Genomic DNA, 24,476 nt, shown 5'->3' on the forward strand with positions numbered 1-24,476 from the left:
CTGTTTTCATACGGTGCAGCGCATCAGTAATTGCTGAATATGATATCCGTGTTGCATTGCCCCGATGCCGAACGCCCGACCCAGACGTGAATGTCACCGCTGGGGATGTGGCCCATATTCAGGCGCGCATTGTTGTTCGCCCAACCCAGTAAACTGATGCTGTCATTAAAATGAAACTGCCCCACGGAGTCGCGCGCCAGCAAGGCGGTATTGCAGCTATAGCCTGAATTCCCGTCATCTGTCTCGATCCGCAGGCGGCTGCCATTCCAGTCCGTACCTTGCTTGTCGTAATTTATGACAAAGCTGGGATTGGCGTCGAAATAGCCGCTATAGGGGCTGAACCATCCGCCAAAGCCTGAACAGCTGGTCAGTCGCTGGCCACCGCCTGCGCGGACGCGGTGGTGCAACTCCGGCGACCACAGGTCTTCAACGCTGAAACTGTGCGTTTGGGCAGACAGGCGCCTGTCGGGGCACCCCGAATAGCGCGGGAATTTGTTATTGGCGTTCAATGCGATATGCGCTGGCGGAATGAAATGGCTGCCATGGGTGCCACGTTCCGCCGTCAGTTTGAAATTCAGCAGGCCGAAGGATTCATTGTCGATGGCTTCGTCCAGATTGGCGCTGAACCCCATGGTGAAGGTGGTGGCGGGGTTTTCGACATCGACCACCACACGCCAGATCTGGTCGGTCCAGCCGTTGCCCCAATGGTTCTGGTTGCTGTCCAACAGGGTCATGGTGGTGGTGAACTGTCCTTCGGCGCGCGAAGCCACAGTGCGGCGCGTCGCACTCATGTTGCCCCATGGGCCAGCCTGGAACGCTTCGGTAGCGATGGATTGTCCATTCACTGTCAGGGCAAACAACTCGCCCTCGGGCCGTCCCCATCTGTCGTCATAGCCGTCCCAGCTGTCGATGATGAACAGATCGAATTCAAACCTTGCGGATTTGGACTGTCCGCCCAGATTGACGGCATAGGTGACAGGGGCCGTCCATGTCTCGCCGCCGAACGGCCCAAGGAAATTCCCGATTGTGCTGTTGGCGGTCTGCGTCACCGTGTCGGTTGACCAGCCTGCGGGCACACCGCTGGTGAAGCCTGTGTCGATAACGGTCACATTGGTTTCAGGTTCGGGGGGCTGTTCTTCTTCTTCCTCTTCCTCGATCGGGGCTTCGGGCACGCCGACGTCGGGCAGGATTTCAGGCAATCCTTCGGGAAAGGTTGTGTTATTGCCTTCGTAATTGATGAACGGGGAAAAGCGCGGGCGCGTGATGGCGATCGGGTCCAGCCGCGTGGGCGGCAGGATCTGGGTGAATAATGGCTGCCACATGCTGAAACTCTCGACCAGCAGCAGCGCCTCGCCCGGCAGAACCGGCGGGATGCGGTCTTGCAGGTTGGCAACAGGGGCATGCAGATCGACCAGGTTGAAGCGGCCGTGATCCCCGCTTAGCGAGGGGGTGATATCATTATCGGCGGACGACGTTGTATCAACATTGCCAAGACGCGCATTGATCCTTGCCTGTGCAACGCGTAGGCCGACGCCGCCACCATTGGCCTGCGCCCGTGCCAGATCGCTGACGGCCACGTTCAGCCCGCGACTTGCGGCAAACTCCGCAGCCCTGTCATCATCGGCGGTCACGGCGGCAAAATCGTCCAGCGACAGGAAGCCGCGCGTGCCATAGGACCACATGACCTGCGGTTCATTCGTAGCGTGGTCCCACATGACCGATGACATGCGCAACCGCGTTTCCTGATTGCCTGAGGTCAGGAAATCATACACCTCGTTCAGGCCGTCCATATAGGCTGTGCTGACCGCTTCGGTGTTGCGCGACAACAGATCGGCCACAGTCAGCGCCGCGACCTGCGCATCCTTGCGGGCGCGAAAGGCGTCGAAAAACACCAGACTTGCGACATACGCGAAAATCAGGATTGGCAGAACCACCACAAGTTCCACACTGACAGACCCGCGATTGTCGGCGCGAAACTGACGGACAGGGCGTGTCAGGCGGGCAAGGGAAGGGCGGTACATCATGGCGTGCTACCTTGGTTCATTGACGAAGACGCTTCTGCTGGTCAGCACAAGTTTTCCGTCAGGGTTGATATCCAGACCGGAAAACAGTCCGGTCACGCGCAAGAAGGGTTCGGCCACAACGCAAATGCGCAGCAACATCAATTCCTGTGCCCCCCCGCCAGCGCCGGGGTTGAAGGTCACCGCAGGGGTGATTTGCTGCTGGTCGTCGATGCAGGGGAATGGTCCGTGCAGGCCCGTAAAATCCGATGTGTTCACGGGCATCATTTCTACGGCTATATTGTTGGCACAATCGGGCAGCATAAGGCTGTTGGCACAAATCAGGTCCGACATGCGGTCTGAACTGTTCGTTCCGACCTTGCCAAGGCGGACATCGCGCACGGTAATATCGACTGCGCGGTCCAGCATGACCTGACGCACCATGGTAATCCCCAGATCGATGGCGCCTAGCATCATGGCCAGAACCAGCGGGAACAGGATCGCAAATTCCACCGTGGCTGCGCCATCATCATTGCGGCGAAAGCGGTGGAACCAGTTACGGGGCGGGAGGGGCTGCGTCATTGTGTCAACCGAAGCGAGAAGGTCTGGACATGGGTGGCGATGGATTGAAAGGCCGCGATCAGTTCCTCGCCACTGCTGTTGAAGAAATGGTTGGGCGAGGATGCGCAGGCTTCCATCAGGGCGACACCGGCGGGCGGGGCCTCGAATGCGACCCCATAGATTTGGACATTCTGCGCCTTCAGCGCGTTGCACACGGAAATCGTGTCCGCATCCTGTGTTTCCAGATCAGGCTTGCGCGTGGCCGAGTGGCCGGGGTGGAAACAGCAGTTTTCGCCATCCGTCATCAGGATCATGGCGCGCGCGGTTGCGGGGCGGTCCCAGTCATGCGGGCGGTTGGCGAAAACCGGATCAACATCGCCATTGTCGATCAGGTGGTCGATGATCGGACGCAGTGTCGGGTCAAAGAACATTGCGCCTGCACGCAGGCCCAGATCAATGGACGTCCCCCAGTTCGGCCCAAGCGAGTTGATGTAGTTCACCGCCGTGTTGGCATCGTTGACATAGGGCCGGATGGGCATGTCCGTGATCAGATAGCTGGTGTTGGAACCCAGATCACAATTCCGGCGGAACATGGGGGCATTGATGCTGTCTGTCACGCTGTCCCATGTCGAGAAATCGATGCAGAACGCATTATGCATTGACCCTGAATGCGGATCGGCCAGATTGTTGAAATAGCCCAGCGTGCCTGCGGGCATGATAACTTCGGTGCTGTAGGGCACGAAGGTGATCGCCACATTGCCGTTATGGGTGTCGTGCAACATATCCTCGACAAAATCGATGGCCGCCAAACGCAGGTTTTCCATACGGTTAAAGTCGTTCATCGACCCCGACACGTCGAGAACCATGACGATTTCAATATCGACCGCCGCCAGCCCCTCGCTTGCGGCCGCAGGGGCGGTCATGTTCAGTGTATCGACCCCACTCCAGCGCATGAAGAATGTGTTCAAGCGCCCTTGCGGGGAAACGGTCACAGTGCGGCCTTGCGATTGTGATTCCTGAACTTCAATGCGCCCGCGTACATGATCCCCCAGTCCTTCGGCATCGAAATAGGACTGAACCACATCGCGCGGGTCGGGATTGGCGGGATTGTCGCGCAGCATCGCGGCAGCAAGAACGGCCCTGTCGGAGGTGCCCTGCATATGCACGCGGTGCGCCTCATAGCGCATCATGTCAACGGCAACGCCCCCGACCATAAGCATGATGACAAACGCAAACAGCCCGAAAATCAGGATTGCCCCATCCTCGTCGCGTCGAAACAGCGCAAGGCTGCGGACCCAAGGGCGACTGTTCTGGCGGGGGCGGATGTGGACCTGCATATATGTGCACCTGTTACCAATACGGCAACCGAAATACAGCTGCCTGCACTGCCGTTGTCCGGCAGCGCGTCAAACATCTAATTATTCGTAAAATTAGTTGTTTATTGTGGCGGGATTTGGGCGTCATTACGCCCAAATCGGTGCATTTCAGGGCTTTGGCGCGCCGTGCCGTGGCGCGCCAACCGTAATGGGCTATGCTTGCACAAGCGCTGTCAGCCGCGCGGCCTCATCGGCACAGGGGGTCAGTTTCGCGCGATCCTCGCCGGGGTAGAACCGCGCGCGGGTGGCGGTGGGCATGGGGGCGCATGCCTCGATGATGACGCGCGGGCCGGTCTTGGTGCTTTCGTCCTGCCATGCGCGTGCCAGTGCCATTTGCGCGCCCTTGGACGCCCCGTAAGCCCCCATGAACCGCCCATAGGCGGCCACGTCATCCACGAATAATGCGGTGCCGCGTCCGGCGCTGGCCGCCAGCAGCGGCGCGATCATGGGGATCAGAAACCCCGTTGCGCGCATGTTCACGGCAACGCATTTTTCCCAGTCCTTCAGCGGCACATGGTCGGCCGGCGTCATGGGCGGGGCGTAAATGGCCATATGCGCCCAAAGGTCCAGCGCGCCCCAACGGTCATGTATGTCGCGGCACAAATGGCGCATGGCGTCATCATTGGTGATGTCCAGCGCCGCCAGCGTTGCTGTGCCGCCCGCAGCCTGAATGCGGTCGTCCAGTTCTTCCAGCGCGCCCAAAGTGCGCCCCACGGCAACGACATGCCAGCCCGCCCGCGCAAGGGATTCTGCCAATGCAGCGCCAAGGCCGCGCGATGCGCCCGTGATCAGGGCAAGTTTCTTGTGGTGTTCTTGTGTCATGGGCGTTCATTGCCATTGGTTCGCGGTCAAGACAAGGGCCAGCTTGCCGCATGGGCCGCGCTGCTACGGGCAAAACACCCGCAGCGGACTGGCGCAGCGCCCCGAACCCGATGGTGGTGCCAGACACGCCGCGCGCTGAGTCCCGCCTGCAACAACCCAACGCCCCTATCTGGTAGTGTGCATTTCGCGCTACCCAAGCGGTCGGGGTTTGCCTATAGTTATGGGGTCAGATACAAGAACAAACCCGAGGGAGAGGTCATGCGCTGTCCGTTCTGTGGCAATACCGACACGCAAGTGAAGGATTCACGCCCCGCCGAGGATCATGGCGCCATCCGGCGGCGGCGCTTTTGTCCGGCCTGCGGGGGGCGTTTTACGACCTATGAACGCGTGCAACTGCGCGATCTGGTTGTCGTCAAGACCAATGGACGGCGCGAGGCGTTTGACCGCGAGAAACTGGAACGCTCCATCCGGATTGCCATGCAGAAACGCCCCATCGAGCATGAGCGCATTGACCAGATGATTTCGGGTATGGTCCGGCGACTGGAATCGCTTGGCGATACCGACATCCCGTCCAAGATGATCGGCGAGATCGTCATGGAAACGCTGGCGCGGATCGACACGGTTGCCTATGTGCGCTTTGCCAGTGTGTACAAGAACTTTCAGGAAGCCGATGATTTTGACAAATTCGTGTCCGAGCTGCGACCAGAACCCAAAGAGGCCGAATAGACCTTGCCTGACAGCATTGACCCCGCCTTCATGCGTCTGGCCATCGCGCTGGGCCGGCGCGTCCTTGGGCGGGTCTGGCCCAATCCTGCCGTTGGGTGTGTGATCGTCAGGGACGGGCGCATTCTGGCGCGTGGCTGGACACAACCGGGCGGGCGGCCCCATGCCGAAGCGATGGCGCTGGCCGCTTGCGATGCGCGCGGGGCCACGGCCTATGTCAGTCTGGAACCCTGTGCCCATCATGGCAGGACACCGCCCTGTTCAAACGCCCTGATCTCGGCAGGTGTTGTGCGTGTTGTCACCGCGCTGACGGACCCCGACCCGCGTGTGGCAGGGCGCGGACATGCCATGTTGCGCGCAGCCGGGCTGGACGTGATAGAAGGCGTGGAGGCCACCGCCGCACATGCCGCGAATGCCGGTTTCTTGCTGCGGCTGACGCAGAACCGCCCGTTCGTGACATTGAAACTGGCCATGACGCTGGACGGGCGCATTGCCACAGCATCGGGCGAAAGCCGCTGGATCACGGGATCGGCGGCGCGGCGTGCGGTCCATGCCATGCGCGCCTGCCATGACGCGGTGCTGGTGGGGGCGGGAACCGCACGCATGGATGACCCCGATTTGCGCGTGCGTGACCTTGGTTCGGCGCACCAGCCGGTCCGGATTGTCGCGGCCCCAAGGCTTGATCTGGACACCAATAGTCGTCTGGGGCGGTCCGTTCCCGATGCGCCGGTCTGGATCCTGCACGGGCCGGAAGCGCCTGCCGGTGATGTGGCCGCATGGCAAGGGGCAGGGGCGCAGACGCTGTCCTGCCCGGTCGCGGCGCAAGGGCGCGGGCTGGACCCGCGTGCCATGATGCAGACCCTTGCCGCCCAAGGGCTGACACGGGTGTTTTGCGAGGGGGGCGGCACGCTGGCTGCCAGTCTGCTGCGTGCAGGGCTGGTGGACCAGATTGTGGTGTTCAATGCCGGCAAGCTGATCGGTGCGGAAGGGCGTGCCGCGCTGGGCGGGCTTGCGTTAACGCGCCTTGCGGATGCGCCGCAGTTTCACCTGACACGGGTGCAACCGGTTGGGGGTGACGTCATGCAGGTCTGGTCGCGCGTGTCGGTCGAATGAAGCCGGTCGAATGAAAAAGAAAAAGGTTGAGTATTTGGGGCAAGATGAAGCGGCATCCGGATTTCGCTTGTATTGCATCACATTCCCGCCCATTTGAAAAAGCATGAGTCCCTTCCGCAGTCATATGCACCATGCATTGAACGAAGCGCGGGCTGCTGCCCTGCGCGGCGAAGTGCCGGTTGGTGCGGTGGTCGTGCGCGGCGACGGGCAGGTCATTGCCGCAGCAGGAAATCGTACGCGAGAGTTGAATGACCCGACCGCACATGCCGAAATGCTGGCAATCCGCGCGGCCTGCAAGGATTTGCAAACCGAACGGCTGACAGGATACGACCTGTATGTCACGTTGGAGCCATGCGCGATGTGCGCCATGGCCATTTCGCATGCGCGGATTGCGCGGCTGTATTTCGGGGCCGGTGATCCGAAATCCGGCGGGGTGAGTCACGGCGCGCGGGTGTTTTCGCACCAGCAATGCCACCACGCGCCCGAAATCTATGACGGGCTATGCGCCAGCGAGGCTGAATTCTTGCTGAAATCGTTTTTCAGCAAATTGCGCGCGCCCTGATGTCACAGGGTGGGGCATAAGGTTCTGAAACCCGTAGGCATTCCCGTTGGACATACGAATACCCCCCGCAGTATGGGGCGTTTGCCCTGATCCGGCGCCCTGCCTGTCCGGTCGTGCGGCGCGATGGCAATTCGGTCCCGCACGGGCATGACGCGCCGCCGACGGTTCCACGCTGCACCGGATGACAAACCGTCGCATCCGGATTTCGGTTTTCGCCGCAAAAATGACGCTTCTGGATCATCGGACCGATCTGCGTTAGGTCACAAGGCAACCTAGCGCATCCACCACCCGCAGGAGCCCCCGCGCATGAAACGCTATTCCGCCTTTGCCATCGCCCGAGAGGCGCTTCGCCAGCACAAGGGCTGGTCGCGCGCCTGGGCCAGCCCCGAGCCGCGCAATGCCTATGACGTGGTCATCGTGGGCGCAGGCGGGCACGGGCTGGCCACGGCCTATTATCTGGGCCGCAATTTCGGCATCACCAATGTCGCCGTGATCGAGAAAGGCTGGCTTGGCGGGGGCAATACCGGACGCAATACAACGATCATCCGGTCAAACTATCTGCAGGACCCGTCTGCGGCACTTTATGAAAAGGCGCGGTCGCTGTTTGAAACGCTGTCGCAGGATCTGAACTATAATGTCATGTTCAGCCCGCGCGGGGTGATGATGCTGGCCCAGACCGAACATGAAAAGCGCGGCTATTTGCGCACTGAACGCGCCAATGCGCTGCAAGGGGTGCAAACGCGCTTCATCCAGCCTGCCGAGGTCAAGAAACTGGTGCCCATCATCAACCTTGACGGTCCGCGCTATCCGGTGCTGGGGGCGCTGTGGCAGCCGCGCGCGGGCACGGCACGTCATGACGCTGTGGCGTGGGGCTATGCAAGGGCCTGTTCCGACATGGGCATGCATATCATCGAGCAATGCGCCGTCACGGGCGTCGAGGCTGCGGGCGGGCAGGTTACGGCCGTGAATACCACCAAAGGCACGATCTCGTGCAAGAAGCTGGGCATCGTCGTGGCGGGGCATTCCGGCGCGCTGGCCGATATGGCGGGCTTCCGCCTGCCGGTTGAATCCGTGGCGCTGCAGGCGCTGGTCAGTGAACCCGTGAAACCTTGCATGGATGTGGTGGTCATGGCCAACACGGTGCATGGCTACATGTCGCAATCCGACAAGGGCGAAATGGTTATTGGCGGCGGTGCGGACGGGTTCAACAATTACACCCAGCGCGGATCATGGCACCATATCGAGGAAACCGTGCGCGCGCTGGTGGAAACCTTCCCCATGATCTCGCGGCTGAAGATGCTGCGCCAATGGGGCGGTATTGTCGATATGACCGGCGACCGCTCGCCCATCATATCCAAAACGCCCTTGCAGGGGTGTTTCATCAATTGCGGGTGGGGCACAGGGGGCTTCAAGGCCACACCGGGGTCCGGCTGGGCCATGGCCGAACTGATCGCCAAGGGCGAGCCGGGACCACTGGCCGCAGAGTTCTCCATGACCCGCTTCCGCGAGGGGCGCTTCATTGATGAGAGCGTGGCGGGGGTGGCGCATTGATGTGTTCTTCCCGATACAGCTTTCATCTTGCAAAAAATACTCCAGGGGGGCGCCGCTGGTGCGCCACCGGTCCGAGCGCCATTGGCGACGGGCAGCGCCCCCGGCTTTCCCCGAAGGAGGTCTCATGCTGCTCCTAACCTGCCCCTGCTGCGGCGTCACCGCTGAAGAAACCGAATTCAGCCCCGGAGGAGAGGCGCATCTGAAGCGCTTTGGTCCGGGATCGCCCGATCAGGATTACGAATCCTACATGTTCAACCGCAAGAACCCGCGCGGGGTGCATTTTGAACGCTGGCGGCATGCTTATGGCTGTGGCAAGTGGTTTCTGGCCGCGCGCTGCACCATGACACTGGAAGTCTTCGGGACCTATCCGGCGCAGACCACAGAACCGCCCGCCGACATCACCGCCAAAATCAAGGCCAGACGCCCCGAATGGGAGGGCTTCGCATGAGCCATCGTTTGCCCAGGGGCGGCCGGTTGATTGACCGCACGCACCCCCGAAAATTCACCTTTAACGGCACCTCCATGACCGGCTTTCAGGGCGATACGGTCGCGGCCGGTCTGCTGGCCAATGACCGGATGCTGCTGGGCCGGTCGTTCAAATACCACCGCCCGCGCGGGGTTGTGGCGGCGGGTGCGGAAGAACCCAACGCGCTGCTGGGCCTTGGGCAGGGCGCGCGGTATGAACCGAACCAGAGTGCCACCACGACCGAATTGTTCGACGGGTTGGTGGCCACCAGCCAGAACCACTGGCCCAGTCTGGACTTCGACCTGCTGTCGGTCAACAATCTGGTGCCGCAGTTCCTGACGGCAGGGTTTTATTACAAGACATTCCTGCGCCCGCGGGCCTTCTGGAAACATGTTTATGAACCGGTCATCCGCCGCTCGGCCGGGTTGGGCAAGGCGCCTGCGCCTGATGCGCGCGATCCTGACCGGTATGAACAGATTTACGCCTTTACGGATATTCTGGTGCTCGGGGGCGGGATTGCGGGGCTTCAGGCCGCGCTCAGTGCGGCACAGACCGGTGCGAAGGTCACACTGTGGGAACAGACCGCCCATTGGGGCGGGCGCGCGCCTGTGGACGGTGTTCTGATCGACGGCCAACCCGCGCAGGACTGGATTGACGCGACAGTGGCACGGCTGCACGCCATGGACAATGTGCAGTTGCGCACCCGTTGCATGGGGGCAGGGGTGCATGATCATGGCTATGTGCTGGGTTATGAACGCGTGGCCGACCATATGCCGGATGCAGATGCCCCCCGCCACCGTTTGTGGCGGATGCGCGCGCGCCAGATCATCACGGCCACAGGTGCGATTGAACGCCCGCTGTCATTTGCGGGCAATGATGTACCGGGCGTCATGCTGGCCAGTGCCTTGCGTGACTATATCGTGAATTATGCTGTGGCACTGGGCAAGCGTATTGTGGTGGTCACCAATAATGATGACGCCTATCGCAGTGCGATTGCCGCGCATGATGCAGGGCTTGACGTGCCCGCCATCATTGACCCGCGCCCCGTCGCATCGGGCGATCTGGCTGCGCGCGCGCGCGCCTTGGGGATCGAGGTTCTGGAAGGCCGCGCCATTCGCAAGGTCAAGGGCGGGAAGCGCGTGACCGGCGTGGAAATCTGCCGTCAGGACAGCAGCGGCGGCGTGGTCGAACGCAGCATAGACTGCGACGCGGTTGCCATGTCGGGCGGCTGGTCGCCGGTGGTGCATCTGTGGTCGCATTGCGGCGGCAAATTGTTGTGGGATGCAGCAGGCAGTTATTTCCGCCCCGACCCTGCGCGCCCGCCCTTGGGCGCGGATGGTGCGGGGTTCGTGCGCGCCTGCGGGTCCGCCAATGGCGAATTGCACGATGTGCTGGGCGATGCCCATGCCTGTGCAGGTCAGGCCGCGCAGGCAGTTGGGGCGGCGGGCCAGCCCGATGCGCCCGCGCAGGCCACCGCACCGGCCGAGGCCGCCATGCAGCCCGTCTGGATGATGCCTGCGCAGGCCAGCTATGATCTGCGCATGAAAATGTGGCTGGATTACCAGAATGATGTGAAAGTGTCCGACGTCCAGCTGGCCGCCCGAGAGGGGTATCAGTCGGTTGAGCATACCAAGCGCTACACCACGCTTGGCATGGCGACGGATCAGGGAAAACTTAGCAATATAAACGGGCTGGCCATTCTGTCCGATGCGCTGGGGCAACCCATTCCGGCAACCGGAACAACGACCTTCCGCCCGCCCTATACGCCCATTTCCATAGCCGCCATCGCGGGCGAGGCGCGCGGCGCAATCTTCCAGCCCCTGCGGCGCAGTCCGGTGCATGACTGGCATGCGGCCAATGGCGCGGATTGGGAACCTGTGGGCCAGTGGCGGCGGCCCTTTGCCTATGTGCGGGCAGGCGAGTCCCGCCATGATGCCGTCAACCGCGAGGTCAGGAACACCCGCGAGAATGTCGGCCTGCTCGATGCGTCCACCCTTGGCAAGATACTTGTGCGCGGGCCGGATGCAGGGCGTTTTCTGGACATGCTGTATACGAACATGATCAGCACGCTGAAGCCCGGCAAATGCCGCTACGGGCTGATGTGCAATGAAAACGGTTTCCTGATGGATGACGGGGTTGTCGCGCGGCTGGATGAGGACAGCTTCCTTGTGCACACCACCAGCGGCGGGGCGGATCATATCCATGCGTGGATGGAAGACTGGCTGCAATGCGAATGGTGGGACTGGCAGGTGCATACGGTCAACCTGACGGAACAATTCGCCCAATTTGCGGTGGTTGGCCCCAAAGCGCGCATCCTGCTGGAACGTCTGGGCGGAATGGATGTCAGCCGCGACGCGCTGCCCTTCATGGAATGGCGGGGCGGCAGTTTGGGCGGGTTTGATGCGCGCGTGTTCCGCATCAGCTTCTCGGGGGAGTTGTCGTTTGAAATTGCCGTGCCCGCAGGGCAGGGGCGTGCCTTCTGGGACCGTCTGGTGGCGGAAGGGGCGGATCTGGGCCTTATGCCTTACGGGACCGAAACCCTGCATATTTTGCGCGCTGAGAAGGGCTTCATCATGATCGGGGATGAAACCGATGGCACGGTCATTCCGCAAGATCTGGGGCTTGATTGGGCGATCAGCAAGAAAAAGGCCGATTTTCTGGGCAAGCGTGGCATGGAACGCGAAGCGATGGTCAACCCTGACCGCTGGAAACTGGTGGGCGTTGAAACACTGGACGGGCAGGTCTTGCCGCATGCCGCGCTGGCCGTGACGGGTGGCAAGAATGCCAACGGACAGGCGCAAACCGAAGGGCGCGTTACATCAACCTATTATTCGGCCAATCTGGGGCGTGGTATTGCCATGGCACTGGTCCGCAACGGCCCTGACCGTATGGGGCAGGTGCTGACATTCGCGGGTGACGATGGCAAGGATATCAAGGCGCGGATCATCGACCCTGTGCTGATCGACAAGGAAGGCGCGAAGCAAAATGTCTGACACACTTACCAGCGCGTTGCCGGGCGCGCATTTCGCGGGCTTTGTGACAGTGTCCGAGGCGGGGTTGCGGGGCATGATCACCCTGCGGGGGGACTTGTCGTCAACAGCTATTGCGGCCGCGGTGTCGGACGCCATGGGGCTGGACATCCCCGCACAGCGCCGTGTCAGCCTTGCAGGCGACAAGGCCGCGGCATGGATGTCACCGGATGAGGTGTTGTTGATCCTGCCCTATGATCAGGCGGCGGCCGTGGCGGACACGCTGGCGCAGGCGCTGGCGGGGGAATTCGCCACAGTGGCGAATGTGTCCGATGCGCGGGCGGTTTTCACGCTGCAAGGTGCAGCGGTGTTCGATGCGCTGGCCAAGATCTGCCCTGTGGATTTCAGCGATTTTGCCGAAGGCCAGATACGCCGCACCCGCGCGGCACAGGTGGCGGCTGCGGTCTGGATGTCGGGGCCGGAACAGGTCACGGTGGTGTGCTTCCGGTCGGTTGCGCAATATATGTTCGACCTGTTATCTGCGGCGGCTGCACCCGGTTCCGAACCCGCGCTATATTCCTGATAAAGCAGGGCTGTCGGCAGGAATTCGCGCTGTGCCCCTTGACGTTCGCGCCCTCAAGGCCCTTATTCAGGGCAGTCGCGAACCAATAACCGAAAAGAGGTAGATTATGGCTTTCGAACTTCCTGACCTTCCGTATTCGCATGATGCACTGGCCGATTTGGGCATGAGCCGCGAAACGCTGGAATTCCACCATGACATTCACCACAAGGCCTATGTTGACAACGGAAACAAGCTGATTGCCGGCACCGAATGGGAAGGCAAATCCGTAGAAGACATCATCACCGGCACCTACCAGTCCGGCGCTGTGGCACAGACCGGCATTTTCAACAATGCCAGCCAGCACTGGAACCATGTGCAGTTCTGGGAAATGATGGGTCCGGGCACTGGCGGCATGCCGGGTGAACTGGAGAAGGCGCTGACCGAAAGCTTCGGGTCCGTGGACAAGTTCAAGGAAGAATTCTCCGCCGCTGGCGCAGGCCAGTTCGGGTCGGGCTGGTGCTGGCTGGTCAAGGACAAGGATGGGTCGCTGAAGGTCACCAAGACCGAAAACGGCGTGAACCCGTTGTGCTTCGGGCAGACAGCGCTTCTGGGCTGCGATGTGTGGGAGCACAGCTACTACATCGATTTCCGCAACAAGCGCCCTGCCTATCTGACCAACTTTCTTGAAAAGCTGGTCAACTGGGAAAATGTCGCATCCCGCATGTGACCCCGACGCCGGATCGCATTGCAAGGGGCACCCGTTCGGGTGCCCCTTTGTTATGGAGGATGCGTGACTTGGTTGTGTATGCCCCGCCGCCTGCTGCCGCCGGTTCATTGTGGCGCGGCCAGCCCTTCCAGAAACGCGGCGGTCTGCGGGAAGCGGTGATGGTTGTTGCGCACTTCCAACAGCAGATGCGGGCGGGCAGGGTGGTTGGCCAGCAGGTCCATGACCGGCCGCCAGTTGATGCGCCCGTCCCCCGGATGCCAGTGCCGGTCGGCATGGCCGTCTACATCCTGCAAATGGATATGTGCCAGATCCGCACCCGCCTGATGCAGGAAATCAATGACAGGGGGCGCGCCATAATTGGCATGCGCCAGATCGGCATGTCCTGTATCAACCGACAGTTTCAAGGCGGGGTGGTTGATCTGTGTGACCAGATCCCCCCGATCCGCTGGGGCCGTGTCGTCAATATTTTCCAGCATCAGCGTAATGCCCGCATCGGCGGCGCGCGCCAGCACCGGCGCAAGGCAATCGGCGGCTGCGTCAAACAGCTTGCCGCGCAGCTGGGGGTAATTCGTATAATTCAGGCTGTGCCAGAAGGTGAAGGGGGAATGCACCACCATCCAGCCAGCGCCCAGCGTCTGCGCGATATCCAGCCCCTTGTTCAGTCGGGCCTGAATAATGGCGCGCATCTCGGCATCAGGGTTGGACAGGTCCAGCCCGAAGAACGGCCCGTGAATGCCGCGCGGTCCGTTATGGCCCTGCAATGCAGCCCGCCAGCGTTCGACCAGTGGACCGGTATCAGTAGCAATGACATCCGGCCCGACAAAGTCCTGAATCTCAATCGGGCGGTCCTTGTCGAAAAGCCAGTCGCGCAGAATATCCATGTTTTCGAGCAGCATTGCTGCGCCAATTGTTGGAATTGTCACGCCCTGTCCTTTCATCTGATGGCCAGTTGCAGCAGCGCTGCGCGTGGCGCACCTGTCCTGCCGTGTGCGCCCCCGGCCCGTGGCACTCGAACCCGCCCTGTTGCGCAAAGGGTGGGCGGGTATGTCAGGCAACGGCACGACATGGTTCCCGAAGGGTTAGCGAAAAAATGGCAGAATGGAAACCTGTTTCCGCCCTTGGTTGTGCGCTATGATGGGGGCAGGCCCTGCACGGACTTTCAAGAATGTGCAGATGAAATACATTCTATTATTGCAATATGTCTTGGGGCCACTATATTACACCCAAGGATATGAAAACGGAGAACGCATCATGCAGCCCGAAGTTACCGCATTTTTTGATGAAGCCACCTTCACGGTCACCTATGTCGTGCGCGACCCCAGCAGCGCGAAATGTGCCATCGTGGACTCGGTTCTGGATTTTGACTACGCCTCTGGCCGGACAGATACGCGTTCGGCAGATGCGGTCGTGGCCTTTGTGCGCGATAAGGGCTATGAGGTTGAATGGCTTCTGGAAACCCACGTCCATGCCGACCACCTGTCTGCCGCGCCTTATATTCAGGAACGTATTGGCGGCAAGATCGCCATTGGTGAAAATATTCGCGTGGTTCAGGACACGTTCGGCAAGGTGTTCAATGAAGGGACGGAGTTCCAGCGCGACGGGTCCCAATTTGACGCCCTGTTCAAACATGGCGACAGTTTCCATATCGGCCAGATGCGCGGTGATGTCATGCACACGCCCGGCCACACGCCTGCTTGCCTGACATATGTGATCGGCGATGCGGCCTTTGTGGGTGACACGTTGTTCATGCCCGATTTCGGCACGGCACGGTGTGACTTCCCCGGCGGTTCGGCGGAAACGATGTGGGACTCGGTCCAGAAAATTCTGGCCCTGCCCGATGAAACCCGCATTTTCGTGGGCCATGATTACAAGGCCGAAGGGCGCGACAGCTATGCATGGGAAACCACTGTCGGCGCGCAAAAGCGGCTGAACAAACATGTGGGCGAAGGCAAGTCGAAAGATGATTTTGTGCGCGCCCGCAATGAACGCGACGCGCAACTGGCCATGCCGCGCCTGATCGTGCCATCCTTGCAGGTGAACATGCGCGCAGGCCAGATGCCCCCTGCCGAAGAAAACGGCACCGTCTATCTGAAAGTGCCGGTCAATAAACTTTGATTCCAAACACACTTACGGACACAGGCGCGGCAGTTCCATCTGCCGCGCTTCCATGCGAACAGGACTGAAAACATGATTGAAACTGACTGGATCTGGGGCCTTGTCGGCGGCCTGATGATTGGTGTCTCGGCGGCGATATTCCTGCTGGGCAATGGCCGCATCATGGGCGCAAGCGGCCTTATTGGCGGGCTTGTGGACCGCAGCGGACTGTCCAACTGGGATGAGAGGCTGGCCTTTCTGGCGGCGCTGGTTGTGGTGCCTGCCTTGTTGCTGCCGTTCTACAATGTCGAGGTGACGACAAATATCACGCAAAACCTGTGGATTGTGGTTGCAGGCGGGGTGCTGGTGGGCATTGGTACAAGGCTGGCCAACGGGTGCACATCCGGCCACGGGGTGTGCGGCATTTCGCGGTTTTCGCTGCGCGGGATTGTTGCGACAGTGTTCTATCTGCTGGCTGGTGGTATCGCCATGGTGCTGTTCCGCCATGTTCTGGGGGTGATCTGATGAAACGTGTAATCCTTGCCGCCGCGTCGGGCGGGCTGTTTGGCGCGGGCCTGCTGGTGTCGGGCATGACAGACACAACCAAGGTTCAGGGCTGGCTGGATATTTTCGGCGCATGGGATCCGACACTGGCTTTCGTGCTGGGCGGGGCAATTCTGCCCATGCTGCTGGCGTGGAACATGACCACGCGGCGTGCGCAATCGCTGGTTGGCGTGCCATTTCCGGCCAAGCCCGACCCGCGACTGGGGCATAACCTTATTGTGGGGTCCGTGCTGTTTGGTGCGGGGTGGGGTCTGGTGGGGTTATGCCCCGGCCCTGCGATTGCATCGCTCAGTTGGGGGGGAACCGGCGGGATCGTCTTTATCCTTGCCATGATCGGCGGTATGCTTGTTGCAACACCTATTCGTGTGCGCATCGACAAACTTGCCGCACTCTGACCCAGCAGGAGTACCAGATGGACATTCGCCCCCTGACCGACACTTACGCCGTATCGCCGCAGATTGCCCCGCATGACGTGCCCGCCATCGCGGAAGCCGGATTCACAACCGTGATCTGCAACCGCCCCGACGGGGAAATCCCGCCCGAGGTGCAGGCGTCGGCGCTGCGTGACGCTGTCGAGGGGGCGGGCCTGCGGTTTGTTCTGAACCCTGTGGTTGGCGGGGCCATAACCATGGACAATGTCACCGCCCAAGGTGCTGCCCTGACAGGCAGCACCGGACCTGTGCTGGCCTATTGCGCGTCAGGAAACAGGTCATCGATTGTCTGGGCGCTCAGTCAGGCAGGCCAGCGCCCCATTGACGAGCTGATCGCAATTCCCGCGAAATACGGCTATGCGCTGGAACCCTTCCGCCCCACGCTGGAGGAACTGGCCAGGGACGGCGCTTAAATCCGGCAGGCGGGGCGGCGGGGATTCCCGTGTCCCGCACCCCGCACGCAGCAGCGCTTATGCATCCGGCAATGGTGTTTGCAGTTCCTGTTCCAGAAACCGCTCGAACGCATCCAGATTGACCGCTTCGAACTGGCCGAAGGCCTGCATCCAGATGCTGGCTGCGCGCAGCGCGTCGGGTTCCAACTGGCACCACTTTACCCGCCCGCGCTTTTCCTGACTGATCAGGCCCGCCGCTGCAAGGATGCCAAGATGCTTGGAAACCGCGGCCAGCGACATGTCAAACGGCTCTGCCACATCCGTGACGGCCATGTCATCTTCCAGCAGCATTCCCAGAATGGCCCGCCGTGTCGGGTCGGCCAGTGCCATGAAAACCTGATCCAGGGATGGGGCGGCAGTTTGGGTCATGCCATCCTTGTTGCCTGCCCGCACGAAAAGGTCAACTGAATGGTTGAATATGAAGTTTGCCGCGAAACCCGCGCGGGATTGGCGCATGGTTCGACGTGAATATATTTTGCACAATAAAAACAATGCCTTAACTTTCCGCATCGCTCGCTTTAGGTGCTTGACTCTGTGCGGCTTGCTGCCTAGTTTCCGCGCAACTTGCAGCCGGAGGTGGCAGGCATGGCACAGCGTGACGAATTGGAGCGGCTGAAGGCCCTTGAAGATCGGATCGCCAAGGCCAAAGCCGCGATAAACCCGCCAAGGGCAGCACAGGACCATCATTCCATGGCCCAGGTGGGCTGGCGAATGGTGATCGAACTGGTGTCGGGGCTTGGCATCGGGGCGGCGATTGGATACGGGCTGGATGTGTTGCTGAACACCGGGCCGTTCCTGTTGATCCTGTTCACGATGCTGGGCTTCGCGGCCGGTATAAAGACGATGTTGCGTTCGGCACGCATGTTGCAGGCGCAAGCTGAAAACACTGCCTTGCGTGATGCAGGTGCGGAAAAAGGGGACAAGACCAGTGGCGGATGAAAGTGGCGGCCTCTCGATCAGGCCAATGGACCAGTTCGAGGTCAAGGCGCTGTTTGGTGGCGACATTGCATGGTATACACCAACCAACGTGACATTGTGGATGGCGCTTACTGTTCTTGCAGCGACAGCGCTGATGGTTCTGGGCGCGCGCCGTCGCGCGATTATCCCGTCGCGTGGCCAGTCCGCAGCCGAAATGGCCTATGGCTTCATCTACAAAATGGTCGAGGATGTGGCAGGGCATGACGCCGTGCGCTTCTTCCCGCATGTGTTCACACTGTTCATGTTCGTGCTGTTCGCAAATCTTCTGGGCCTGATCCCGTTTGCCTTCACCACCACATCGCATATTGCGGTGACGGCGGTTCTGGCGCTGACGGTGTTCCTGTCGGTCACCGCGCTGGGGTTCATTCTGAACGGAACCAAGTTTCTGGGCCTGTTCTGGGTCAGTTCCGCGCCGCTTGCGCTGCGCCCCGTTCTGGCGCTGATCGAGCTGATTTCTTACTTCGCGCGTCCCATCAGCCATTCCATTCGTCTGGCCGGTGCGATGATGGCGGGCCACGCTGTGGCCAAGGTTTTCGCAGGCTTTGCCAGCGCATTGGGGGCGATCTTCTTCGTGCCGGTGCTGGCGGTCACTGCACTATACGCGCTGGAACTGCTTGTCGCGGTCATCCAGGCCTATGTTTTCACCATTCTGACCTGCGTTTACTTGCGTGACGCATTGCACCCGTCGCACTGATACGCGGGGCCAAGGGTCGAATACCAAATCCAGCCAATTCCAAAACTCAAGGAGATACGACATGGAAGGCGATATCGCAGAAATGGGTAAATACATCGGTGTTGGTCTGACCGCCATCGGTATGGGCGGCGCCGCAATCGGTGTGGGCAACATTGCAGGCAACTTCCTGTCGGGCGCGCTGCGCAACCCGTCGGCAGCTGCTGGCCAGACCGCCATGCTTTTCATCGGCATCGCATTCGCAGAAGCGCTGGGGATCTTCTCGTTCCTGGTCGCCTTGCTGCTGATGTTCGCTGTCTGATCTGACCCCGATCGTGTATCCTCCGGGGGGGCCATGTGGCCCCTTCGGTCAATTCAGGGCTTAGGGGGACGACATGGCAGACGCTGCCACTTCGGGGCCGGGAATGCCCCAACTGGATCTATCCACCTTCTCGAACCAGATTTTCTGGCTCGTGGTGACTATGGTGGTGTTGTATTTCATCATGTCGCGCGTGGCCTTGCCGCGTATTGCCGCCGTTCTGGCGGATCGTCGCGGCACGATTACCAGTGACATTGCCGCCGCAGAAGACTTCAAGCTGAAGGCCCAGGAGGCCGAGGCAGCCTATAATCAGGCGCTTGCAGATGCGCGCACTGAGGCGAACAGCATTGTCGAGGCCGCGAAAGCAGAAATGCAGGCGGAACTTGATGTGCAGCTTGCCAAGGCAAATGCAGAAATCGCGGCACGTTCCGCCGAATCCGAGCGGCATATCGCAGAGATTCGCGATAACGCGTTGGCGATGGTTACAGAAGTTTCGGGTGACGTAACTAAGGAAATCCTGTCGGCCTTCGATGTGAAAGCGGACGGACGCAGTGTAACCGCTGCGGTTTCCGCACGCCTGAAAGGGGGGGCTGCATGATGCTGCGTCTTGCATTCGCCACAACCGCTACAGCCGCCATGGCAAGCCCCGCATTCGCGGCGGAAGGCTATCCGTTCTTTTCGTTGTATAACACCGATCTGATCGTGCTTATGGCATTCATCATTTTCGTGGGCATTCTGGTTTACTTCAAGGTGCCCGCGAAAATTACCGGCATGCTGGACCAGCGCGCCGAGACGATCAAATCCGAGTTGGAAGATGCCCGCCGCCTGCGTGAAGAAGCGCTGGAGTTGCATGCCTCTTTTGAACGCAAGCGCACCGAGGTCAAGGAACAGGCGGCCCGTATCGTCGAGAAGGCCAAGGCTGATGCGCAAATCGCTGCGGATGCTGCCAAAGCCGAGATTGCATCGTCGATCACGCGCAGGCTGAAAGCTGCCGAAGACCAGATTGCATCGGCTGAAGCTGCTGCAATCCGCGAAGTCCGCGACCGCGCCACTGCGGTATCCATCGCGGCAGCGGGTGATCTGATCGCCAAGAAAATGGACGCAGATCGCAGTGATGCGTTGGTCCGTAATGCAATTCAGGCTGTGAACGAACGGCTGCACTAACGGATTGTATGAACAAAAGACTGAAAAACCCGGCCATGGTGCCGGGTTTTTTTGTGGTTCGCTGCCATGGGCGGGGGGCCTATCTTGCCTGCTGCGCGTGCTGGAACCTTAGTCTGGCGATGTCTTCGTTTTTCTGACTGCGCTTCATGTCGCTTAGAAACTGGTCGACAAAATCCATATGCGCTTCGGCAGCATGTCGGGCACCAGCGGCGTCACGGGCTTGCAGGGCGTCATTGATGCATTTGTGCTGCGCAAGCAGGTCATTTCGGATGGCCGGATTGCGGAAAATGATCTGGCGGTTATAGAACACGCCTTCATGCAGCAGGTTGAACATGGCCCGCATCATGTGCAGCATGATAATGTTATGCGAGGCTTCCACGATGGACAGGTGAAATTCTGCGTCCAGTTTCGCTTCTTCCATCGGGTCGCGCTTCTGGTGTGCGGCTTCCATGCGCTTGAAAACCGTATCGACGACTTTAAGATCGGTGTCCGACCCGTGGCGCGCGGCGCGTTCGGCGGTCATCCCCTCCATGTCGCGGCGAAAGCTGACATAGTCGAACAGCGCTTCGTCATGGGCGGCGAACAATTGCACCAGCGTGTCAGAGAAGGCGGAATCCAGCAATTCCTCGACATAGACGCCTGCGCCCGCGCGCGCGGTCAGCAACCCCCGATTTTGCAGATTTGCAAGCGCTTCGCGCAGGGACGGGCGCGACACGCCGAGCTTCTCGGCCAGGTCGCGTTCGGCGGGCAAGCGTTCGCCGGGGCGCAGGATGCCGCGCAGCAGCAGTAGTTCGATCTGACGCTCGACGCTGTGTGACAGCTTCTCGGGTTGAATGCGTTGAAAGGGCATCACGCCTCCTGCCGCGATGGGCCGGTCCGGTATTGGCAGGACCGGCCAGCGTGTTGTGTTATACTGAATATGGCCGCAAGGGGGGCTGCGCAATAAAAAAGGGCCAGCGACGCTGGCCCCTTGTTGGTGCAATGCAGTGTTTATGCAGGCTGGTGTGGCCGGATAAAGATTTCCACACGGCGGTTTTGCTGGCGTCCTGCTGCCGTGGAATTGTCGGCGACAGGTTGCGTCAGGCCGCGCCCGATTGTCTGGATGCGGTTCGACCCGACACCCGCACTGCGCAAAACCTGTGCCACAGACGCCGCGCGGCGTTCGGACAGGCCCTGATTATAGGATGCCGCGCCCACATTGTCGGTATGGCCCACAACGACAACATCGCTGCGCGGATAATTCACAAGGTTCTGGGCAATCACGCGCAGATCCTGTTGCAGGTCGGGGCGCAATGTGGCGCTGTCGGTCGCAAACAGCAGATCCTGCGGCAGCGTCAGGATAAGTTCCTGTCCGGTATTGCGAATGTCGACATTATTGCCAAGCTGGCGGCGCAGTTCGGCAGCTTGCCGGTCCAGTTGCTGGCCGATCAATGCGCCGGTTGTCCCGCCGATGATTGCGCCGGCGGCTGCGCGGCGTCCGCCGCCATCACCGGTTGCCGCGCCAAGCACGCCCCCCACGGCGGCCCCTGTCAGCGCACCTGTCATCGTGCGGTTCTGCGGGTTGTTGGGATCGGGCGCACAAGCAGCCAGCGCAAGCGCCGCTGCCGCCAAAGGAAGAGCAGATGCAGACAGTCTCATGATACACCTTTCAGACGTCAGATACTATTTCGGCTTTATACAGGGCATAACGCCGGACGTCAGAAATAGTTCCAATGCCCACGGAATTGTGTTTCCTGTCTGTGGCGGTTGTCAGCCTGCCTCCAGTCGGGCGGCTTCGCGTCCCAGCATGGCACGTTTGCGGGCCAGCCCCCAATGATACCCCCCCAAGGCCCCGTTCCTTTGCAGGCATCGATGGCAGGGAATGATATATCCGATGGGGTTTCGCCCCACGGCGCTGCCAACGGCACGCGCGGCCTTGGGGGTGCAGACCCTGCGCGCAATTTCGCTGTAACTGCTGACATGGCCGGGCGGAATATGCAGCAGCGCTTCCCAGACCTTGATCTGGAACGGCGTGCCGATCAGGTGCAGCTGTCGCTGCCCATGATGCTCGAACGCTGTGGCAATATGCGGGGCAGGGGCTTCGGGGTCATGCACATATTGCGCATGTGGCCAGCGCAGTTGCATATCTTGCAGCGTGTGGTCCATATTGTCGGGGTCCGCGAAGGCCAGACCGCAAAGGCCCTTGGGCGTTGCCATGCCAAGGGCCTGCCCGAACGGCGTTTCAAACCACCCGTAGCTGATGACCAGACCCGCCCCCTTGCGGGCATAGTCGCCCGGCGACATGGCTTCCCAGCGCACAAACAGGTCATGCAGTCGCGCAGACCCCGACAGACCCAGTTCCTGCGCGGCATCCAGCGTGGTGAAGCGTTCGGACATCAGCACGCGCGCCTGCCCGAGTGTCAGATACTGCTGGTAGCGTTTGGGCGACACACCCACCCACTGGCTGAACAGGCGCTGGAAATGCGCCGCACTCATCCCCATCTCGCGCGCCAGATCATCCAGCCTGCGCGCCTGTCCCCCCGGCGCGTCAATCAGCGCAATGGCGCGTTCCATCACGCGGTAATGATAGCTGGCGGGGTGTGTGTCGTCCGTATCCATCCTGCCCCCTTTCGGCATTGGTCTGCCACAGCCTATGGTGCAGGCTGCGTTGTTTCGACCCGAAAGCTGCGCATTCAGCGATAGATGTTGTCGTCACCGGGGAAATTGCGGGATTTGACTTCATCCGCGTAGTCGGACACAGCCTGTTCGATTGCGGGGCCAAGATCGCCGTATTTCTTGACGAATTTGGGCACCCACGGGTTCAGGCCAAGCATATCTTCCAGCACCAGAATTTGCCCGTCACATTGCGCCGATGCGCCGATGCCGATTGTGGGAATGTCCACGGCGGCGGTAATCTTGTCGGCCAGCGGTTCAACCACGCCTTCGACCACCATCGCGAATGCGCCCGCCTCGGCGACGGCGACGGCGTCATTGATATGGGCGGCCCATGTGTCCTCATCGCGGCCCTGCGTTTTGAACCCGCCCATGACATGGCTGGATTGGGGCGTCAGCCCGATATGCGCCATCACCGGAATACCGCGTTCTGTCAGGAAATGGATGGTTTCGGCCATGCGCGCACCGCCTTCCAGCTTGACCGCGCCGCAGGCCGTTTCCTTCATGATTTTGGCGGCATTGCGAAAGGCCATGTTCGGGCTTTCTTCATAGGTGCCAAAAGGCATATCCACCACGATCAGCGCGCGTTTGGTGCCGCGCACCACCGCGCGGCCATGCATGATCATCAAATCCAGCGGCACACCGATGGTCGATTCCATGCCGTGCATCACCATGCCAAGGCTGTCACCCACCAGAATGAAATCGGCGTATTTATCCACGATGGCCGCTGTATGGGCATGATAGGATGTCAGCGACACAATCGGATCGCCGCCTTTTCTGGCGCGGATTTGCGGCACTGTGATACGGCGGATCGGTGCGGTGATGCTCATGTTGTCTCCTTCGCGGGTTGGACGACACGGTTATCGATCAGGAAAACAGTGCCGAATTTGACGGCCAGTAATATCACGGCAGGCCGCGTCAGGGGGCCGGAAATACTGTCCAGCGACGCGGCGTCACGAATATCGACGGACTGGACCTGTGCACGCGGTTCGCGTTCCAGCGTGGCGCGCACATGCGAGCGCAGGCGTGATGCGGTGATGCCTGTGGGGGCCATGGTTTCCGCCTCACCCAATGCGCGGGCCAGAATGGTGGCGGCCGTGCGGTCCTGCGCGGTCAGCCGGACATTGCGCGACGACATGGCCAGCCCGTCGCCTTCGCGCATGATGGGGGCGCCGATGATGTCGATATCCATATCCAGATCGCGCACCATGGTGCGGATCACGGCCAGTTGCTGGAAATCCTTTTCGCCGAACACGGCCGCATCGGGGCGGATGATATTGAACAATTTGGTGACAATCGTGGCGACCCCGCGAAAATGGCCGGGTCGCAGTTTGCCAATCAACATGCGCGCAAGTTCGGTGGTTTCCACGATGGTTTGCGCCTGCGGGTCGTAAATTTCGCCGGCTTCAGGGGCAAAAACGGCGTCTACGCCTTCTGCGCGCAGCAGGTCGAAATCACGCGCTTCATCGCGGGGGTAGCTGTCCAGATCCTCGCCGGGGCCGAATTGGGTGGGGTTGACGAAAATTGTGGCGACCACCCGCCCGTCTGCGCCCGCGTGTTCGCGCGCGCGGCGCATCAGTGACAGATGCCCGTCATGCAAGAACCCCATCGTGGGGACCAGAACGACCGGCACGCCGGTGATGCGCCAGTCACGAACTGTGGCGCGGATTGCAGCCTTGGTGCGGCAAATGTGCATGCGGGGCCTTTCGTCAAAAACCTG

The 24,476-nt window shown here is 60.7% G+C and carries 28 protein-coding genes; 17 read left to right on the forward strand and 11 right to left on the reverse strand.

The window, feature by feature from the left end; genetic code table 11:
- Positions 1-23 precede the first annotated feature (23 nt).
- The 4 genes from ACTIE1_RS00125 to ACTIE1_RS00140 all read right to left on the reverse strand — a co-directional run bounded on the left by ACTIE1_RS00125 (position 24) and on the right by ACTIE1_RS00140 (position 4,759).
- On the reverse strand, positions 24-2,024 hold the full coding sequence (locus ACTIE1_RS00125; protein WP_439560399.1) for a hypothetical protein: 2,001 nt from the start codon (positions 2,022-2,024) through the stop codon (positions 24-26).
- 6 nt (positions 2,025-2,030) lie between these two features.
- Positions 2,031-2,582: a TadE/TadG family type IV pilus assembly protein gene (locus ACTIE1_RS00130; RefSeq protein ID WP_439560398.1), complete on the reverse strand. Its 552-nt coding sequence runs from the start codon at positions 2,580-2,582 to the stop codon at positions 2,031-2,033.
- A complete protein-coding gene (locus ACTIE1_RS00135) occupies positions 2,579-3,898 on the reverse strand; it encodes a pilus assembly protein TadG-related protein (RefSeq protein WP_439560397.1) in 1,320 nt (439 codons plus the stop codon). Before ACTIE1_RS00135 ends, ACTIE1_RS00130 begins: the two co-directional genes overlap by 4 nt.
- A 192-nt stretch (positions 3,899-4,090) precedes the next feature.
- Positions 4,091-4,759 (reverse strand): SDR family NAD(P)-dependent oxidoreductase, encoded by a 669-nt coding sequence (locus ACTIE1_RS00140; RefSeq protein ID WP_439560396.1) that lies wholly within the window; start codon positions 4,757-4,759, stop codon positions 4,091-4,093.
- A 258-nt stretch (positions 4,760-5,017) separates the two neighbouring features.
- On the opposite strand from ACTIE1_RS00140, the gene nrdR reads away from it, so the two are divergent.
- From nrdR to ACTIE1_RS00180, 8 genes are all read left to right on the forward strand, one after another.
- Positions 5,018-5,485, forward strand: a complete 468-nt coding sequence (gene nrdR, locus ACTIE1_RS00145; RefSeq protein ID WP_277804597.1) for a transcriptional regulator NrdR — start codon at positions 5,018-5,020, stop codon at positions 5,483-5,485.
- A 30-nt stretch (positions 5,486-5,515) separates the two neighbouring features.
- The gene (gene ribD / locus ACTIE1_RS00150) at positions 5,516-6,595 is read left to right on the forward strand and encodes a bifunctional diaminohydroxyphosphoribosylaminopyrimidine deaminase/5-amino-6-(5-phosphoribosylamino)uracil reductase RibD (protein ID WP_439560568.1); all 1,080 of its coding nucleotides are present in this window, start codon (positions 5,516-5,518) and stop codon (positions 6,593-6,595) included.
- A gap of 103 nt (positions 6,596-6,698) precedes the next feature.
- A complete protein-coding gene (locus tag ACTIE1_RS00155; RefSeq protein WP_439560395.1) occupies positions 6,699-7,157 on the forward strand; it encodes a nucleoside deaminase in 459 nt (152 codons plus the stop codon).
- 306 nt (positions 7,158-7,463) lie between these two features.
- Positions 7,464-8,708, forward strand: coding sequence for a sarcosine oxidase subunit beta family protein (locus tag ACTIE1_RS00160; RefSeq protein WP_439563208.1), 1,245 nt, complete (start codon positions 7,464-7,466; stop codon positions 8,706-8,708).
- Positions 8,709-8,832: 124 nt separating this feature from the next.
- The gene (locus ACTIE1_RS00165) at positions 8,833-9,156 is read left to right on the forward strand and encodes a sarcosine oxidase subunit delta (RefSeq protein WP_439563209.1); all 324 of its coding nucleotides are present in this window, start codon (positions 8,833-8,835) and stop codon (positions 9,154-9,156) included.
- Positions 9,153-12,167 (forward strand): sarcosine oxidase subunit alpha family protein, encoded by a 3,015-nt coding sequence (locus tag ACTIE1_RS00170; protein WP_439560391.1) that lies wholly within the window; start codon positions 9,153-9,155, stop codon positions 12,165-12,167. The genes ACTIE1_RS00165 and ACTIE1_RS00170 overlap by 4 nt, the downstream gene beginning before the upstream one ends.
- Complete coding sequence (locus ACTIE1_RS00175) at positions 12,160-12,726, forward strand: sarcosine oxidase subunit gamma (RefSeq protein WP_439563210.1); 567 nt, start codon at positions 12,160-12,162, stop codon at positions 12,724-12,726. Before ACTIE1_RS00170 ends, ACTIE1_RS00175 begins: the two co-directional genes overlap by 8 nt.
- A gap of 106 nt (positions 12,727-12,832) precedes the next feature.
- Positions 12,833-13,432 (forward strand): superoxide dismutase, encoded by a 600-nt coding sequence (locus tag ACTIE1_RS00180; protein WP_439560389.1) that lies wholly within the window; start codon positions 12,833-12,835, stop codon positions 13,430-13,432.
- Positions 13,433-13,536: 104 nt separating this feature from the next.
- Here the strand turns inward: ACTIE1_RS00180 and ACTIE1_RS00185 are convergent, their stop codons facing one another.
- Positions 13,537-14,355, reverse strand: a complete 819-nt coding sequence (locus ACTIE1_RS00185) for a sugar phosphate isomerase/epimerase family protein (protein WP_439560388.1) — start codon at positions 14,353-14,355, stop codon at positions 13,537-13,539.
- A gap of 328 nt (positions 14,356-14,683) precedes the next feature.
- On the opposite strand from ACTIE1_RS00185, the gene ACTIE1_RS00190 reads away from it, so the two are divergent.
- The 4 genes from ACTIE1_RS00190 (at position 14,684) to ACTIE1_RS00205 (ending at position 16,934) form a co-directional block, all read left to right on the forward strand.
- Positions 14,684-15,547 carry an MBL fold metallo-hydrolase gene (locus tag ACTIE1_RS00190; RefSeq protein ID WP_439560567.1) on the forward strand — a complete coding sequence of 288 codons (864 nt, stop codon included), beginning with the start codon at positions 14,684-14,686 and terminating at the stop codon, positions 15,545-15,547.
- A 75-nt stretch (positions 15,548-15,622) separates the two neighbouring features.
- Positions 15,623-16,051 (forward strand): YeeE/YedE family protein, encoded by a 429-nt coding sequence (locus ACTIE1_RS00195; protein ID WP_439560566.1) that lies wholly within the window; start codon positions 15,623-15,625, stop codon positions 16,049-16,051.
- Positions 16,051-16,485, forward strand: a complete 435-nt coding sequence (locus tag ACTIE1_RS00200; RefSeq protein ID WP_439560387.1) for a DUF6691 family protein — start codon at positions 16,051-16,053, stop codon at positions 16,483-16,485. Before ACTIE1_RS00195 ends, ACTIE1_RS00200 begins: the two co-directional genes overlap by 1 nt.
- Positions 16,486-16,502: 17 nt before the next feature.
- Entirely contained in the window at positions 16,503-16,934 is a 432-nt protein-coding gene (locus ACTIE1_RS00205; protein ID WP_439560386.1) for a TIGR01244 family sulfur transferase, read from the forward strand.
- 57 nt (positions 16,935-16,991) lie between these two features.
- Here ACTIE1_RS00205 and ACTIE1_RS00210 read toward each other — a convergent pair whose 3' ends face one another.
- Positions 16,992-17,342 (reverse strand): ArsR/SmtB family transcription factor, encoded by a 351-nt coding sequence (locus ACTIE1_RS00210; RefSeq protein ID WP_439560385.1) that lies wholly within the window; start codon positions 17,340-17,342, stop codon positions 16,992-16,994.
- A gap of 216 nt (positions 17,343-17,558) precedes the next feature.
- Here ACTIE1_RS00210 and ACTIE1_RS00215 point away from each other — a divergent pair, with 216 nt between their 5' ends.
- The 5 genes from ACTIE1_RS00215 to ACTIE1_RS00235 all read left to right on the forward strand — a co-directional run bounded on the left by ACTIE1_RS00215 (position 17,559) and on the right by ACTIE1_RS00235 (position 20,104).
- A complete protein-coding gene (locus ACTIE1_RS00215; RefSeq protein ID WP_439560384.1) occupies positions 17,559-17,912 on the forward strand; it encodes an AtpZ/AtpI family protein in 354 nt (117 codons plus the stop codon).
- Entirely contained in the window at positions 17,872-18,645 is a 774-nt protein-coding gene (locus tag ACTIE1_RS00220) for a F0F1 ATP synthase subunit A (RefSeq protein ID WP_439563211.1), read from the forward strand. Before ACTIE1_RS00215 ends, ACTIE1_RS00220 begins: the two co-directional genes overlap by 41 nt.
- Positions 18,646-18,706: 61 nt before the next feature.
- Positions 18,707-18,943, forward strand: coding sequence for a F0F1 ATP synthase subunit C (locus tag ACTIE1_RS00225; protein WP_071470100.1), 237 nt, complete (start codon positions 18,707-18,709; stop codon positions 18,941-18,943).
- Positions 18,944-19,016: 73 nt separating this feature from the next.
- Complete coding sequence (locus tag ACTIE1_RS00230; RefSeq protein ID WP_439560383.1) at positions 19,017-19,538, forward strand: F0F1 ATP synthase subunit B'; 522 nt, start codon at positions 19,017-19,019, stop codon at positions 19,536-19,538.
- Positions 19,535-20,104, forward strand: coding sequence for a F0F1 ATP synthase subunit B family protein (locus tag ACTIE1_RS00235; RefSeq protein ID WP_439560382.1), 570 nt, complete (start codon positions 19,535-19,537; stop codon positions 20,102-20,104). The genes ACTIE1_RS00230 and ACTIE1_RS00235 overlap by 4 nt, the downstream gene beginning before the upstream one ends.
- A gap of 79 nt (positions 20,105-20,183) precedes the next feature.
- On the opposite strand, the gene ACTIE1_RS00240 is transcribed toward ACTIE1_RS00235, so the two are convergent.
- From ACTIE1_RS00240 to panC, 5 genes are all read right to left on the reverse strand, one after another.
- Positions 20,184-20,954: an FCD domain-containing protein gene (locus ACTIE1_RS00240; RefSeq protein WP_439560381.1), complete on the reverse strand. Its 771-nt coding sequence runs from the start codon at positions 20,952-20,954 to the stop codon at positions 20,184-20,186.
- A 140-nt stretch (positions 20,955-21,094) separates the two neighbouring features.
- A complete protein-coding gene (locus ACTIE1_RS00245; protein WP_439560380.1) occupies positions 21,095-21,742 on the reverse strand; it encodes an OmpA family protein in 648 nt (215 codons plus the stop codon).
- A 111-nt stretch (positions 21,743-21,853) separates the two neighbouring features.
- A complete protein-coding gene (locus tag ACTIE1_RS00250) occupies positions 21,854-22,702 on the reverse strand; it encodes a methylated-DNA--[protein]-cysteine S-methyltransferase (RefSeq protein ID WP_439560379.1) in 849 nt (282 codons plus the stop codon).
- Positions 22,703-22,776: 74 nt separating this feature from the next.
- Entirely contained in the window at positions 22,777-23,586 is an 810-nt protein-coding gene (panB, locus tag ACTIE1_RS00255) for a 3-methyl-2-oxobutanoate hydroxymethyltransferase (protein ID WP_439560378.1), read from the reverse strand.
- Complete coding sequence (panC, locus tag ACTIE1_RS00260) at positions 23,583-24,452, reverse strand: pantoate--beta-alanine ligase (RefSeq protein ID WP_439560377.1); 870 nt, start codon at positions 24,450-24,452, stop codon at positions 23,583-23,585. Before panC ends, panB begins: the two co-directional genes overlap by 4 nt.
- Positions 24,453-24,476: the final 24 nt, after the last annotated feature.

Source organism: Roseinatronobacter sp. (assembly GCF_051859525.1).
Lineage (GTDB): Bacteria > Pseudomonadota > Alphaproteobacteria > Rhodobacterales > Rhodobacteraceae > Roseinatronobacter.

Coding starts and splice junctions, on each gene's coding strand:
- ACTIE1_RS00245 (WP_439560380.1), bottom strand. CDS start 21,742: ATGAGACTGTCTGCATCTGCTCTTCCTTTGGCGGCAGCGGCGCTTGCG.
- ACTIE1_RS00215 (WP_439560384.1), top strand. CDS start 17,559: ATGGCACAGCGTGACGAATTGGAGCGGCTGAAGGCCCTTGAAGATCGG.
- ACTIE1_RS00170 (WP_439560391.1), top strand. CDS start 9,153: ATGAGCCATCGTTTGCCCAGGGGCGGCCGGTTGATTGACCGCACGCAC.
- ACTIE1_RS00190 (WP_439560567.1), top strand. CDS start 14,684: ATGCAGCCCGAAGTTACCGCATTTTTTGATGAAGCCACCTTCACGGTC.
- ribD (WP_439560568.1), top strand. CDS start 5,516: ATGCGTCTGGCCATCGCGCTGGGCCGGCGCGTCCTTGGGCGGGTCTGG.
- ACTIE1_RS00160 (WP_439563208.1), top strand. CDS start 7,464: ATGAAACGCTATTCCGCCTTTGCCATCGCCCGAGAGGCGCTTCGCCAG.
- ACTIE1_RS00235 (WP_439560382.1), top strand. CDS start 19,535: ATGATGCTGCGTCTTGCATTCGCCACAACCGCTACAGCCGCCATGGCA.
- ACTIE1_RS00230 (WP_439560383.1), top strand. CDS start 19,017: ATGGCAGACGCTGCCACTTCGGGGCCGGGAATGCCCCAACTGGATCTA.
- panB (WP_439560378.1), bottom strand. CDS start 23,586: ATGAGCATCACCGCACCGATCCGCCGTATCACAGTGCCGCAAATCCGC.
- ACTIE1_RS00200 (WP_439560387.1), top strand. CDS start 16,051: ATGAAACGTGTAATCCTTGCCGCCGCGTCGGGCGGGCTGTTTGGCGCG.
- ACTIE1_RS00135 (WP_439560397.1), bottom strand. CDS start 3,898: ATGCAGGTCCACATCCGCCCCCGCCAGAACAGTCGCCCTTGGGTCCGC.
- ACTIE1_RS00125 (WP_439560399.1), bottom strand. CDS start 2,024: ATGATGTACCGCCCTTCCCTTGCCCGCCTGACACGCCCTGTCCGTCAG.
- ACTIE1_RS00175 (WP_439563210.1), top strand. CDS start 12,160: ATGTCTGACACACTTACCAGCGCGTTGCCGGGCGCGCATTTCGCGGGC.
- ACTIE1_RS00250 (WP_439560379.1), bottom strand. CDS start 22,702: ATGGATACGGACGACACACACCCCGCCAGCTATCATTACCGCGTGATG.
- ACTIE1_RS00140 (WP_439560396.1), bottom strand. CDS start 4,759: ATGACACAAGAACACCACAAGAAACTTGCCCTGATCACGGGCGCATCG.
- ACTIE1_RS00130 (WP_439560398.1), bottom strand. CDS start 2,582: ATGACGCAGCCCCTCCCGCCCCGTAACTGGTTCCACCGCTTTCGCCGC.
- ACTIE1_RS00210 (WP_439560385.1), bottom strand. CDS start 17,342: ATGACCCAAACTGCCGCCCCATCCCTGGATCAGGTTTTCATGGCACTG.
- ACTIE1_RS00220 (WP_439563211.1), top strand. CDS start 17,872: ATGCAGGTGCGGAAAAAGGGGACAAGACCAGTGGCGGATGAAAGTGGC.
- ACTIE1_RS00240 (WP_439560381.1), bottom strand. CDS start 20,954: ATGCCCTTTCAACGCATTCAACCCGAGAAGCTGTCACACAGCGTCGAG.
- ACTIE1_RS00155 (WP_439560395.1), top strand. CDS start 6,699: ATGAGTCCCTTCCGCAGTCATATGCACCATGCATTGAACGAAGCGCGG.
- ACTIE1_RS00205 (WP_439560386.1), top strand. CDS start 16,503: ATGGACATTCGCCCCCTGACCGACACTTACGCCGTATCGCCGCAGATT.
- nrdR (WP_277804597.1), top strand. CDS start 5,018: ATGCGCTGTCCGTTCTGTGGCAATACCGACACGCAAGTGAAGGATTCA.
- panC (WP_439560377.1), bottom strand. CDS start 24,452: ATGCACATTTGCCGCACCAAGGCTGCAATCCGCGCCACAGTTCGTGAC.
- ACTIE1_RS00225 (WP_071470100.1), top strand. CDS start 18,707: ATGGAAGGCGATATCGCAGAAATGGGTAAATACATCGGTGTTGGTCTG.
- ACTIE1_RS00180 (WP_439560389.1), top strand. CDS start 12,833: ATGGCTTTCGAACTTCCTGACCTTCCGTATTCGCATGATGCACTGGCC.
- ACTIE1_RS00165 (WP_439563209.1), top strand. CDS start 8,833: ATGCTGCTCCTAACCTGCCCCTGCTGCGGCGTCACCGCTGAAGAAACC.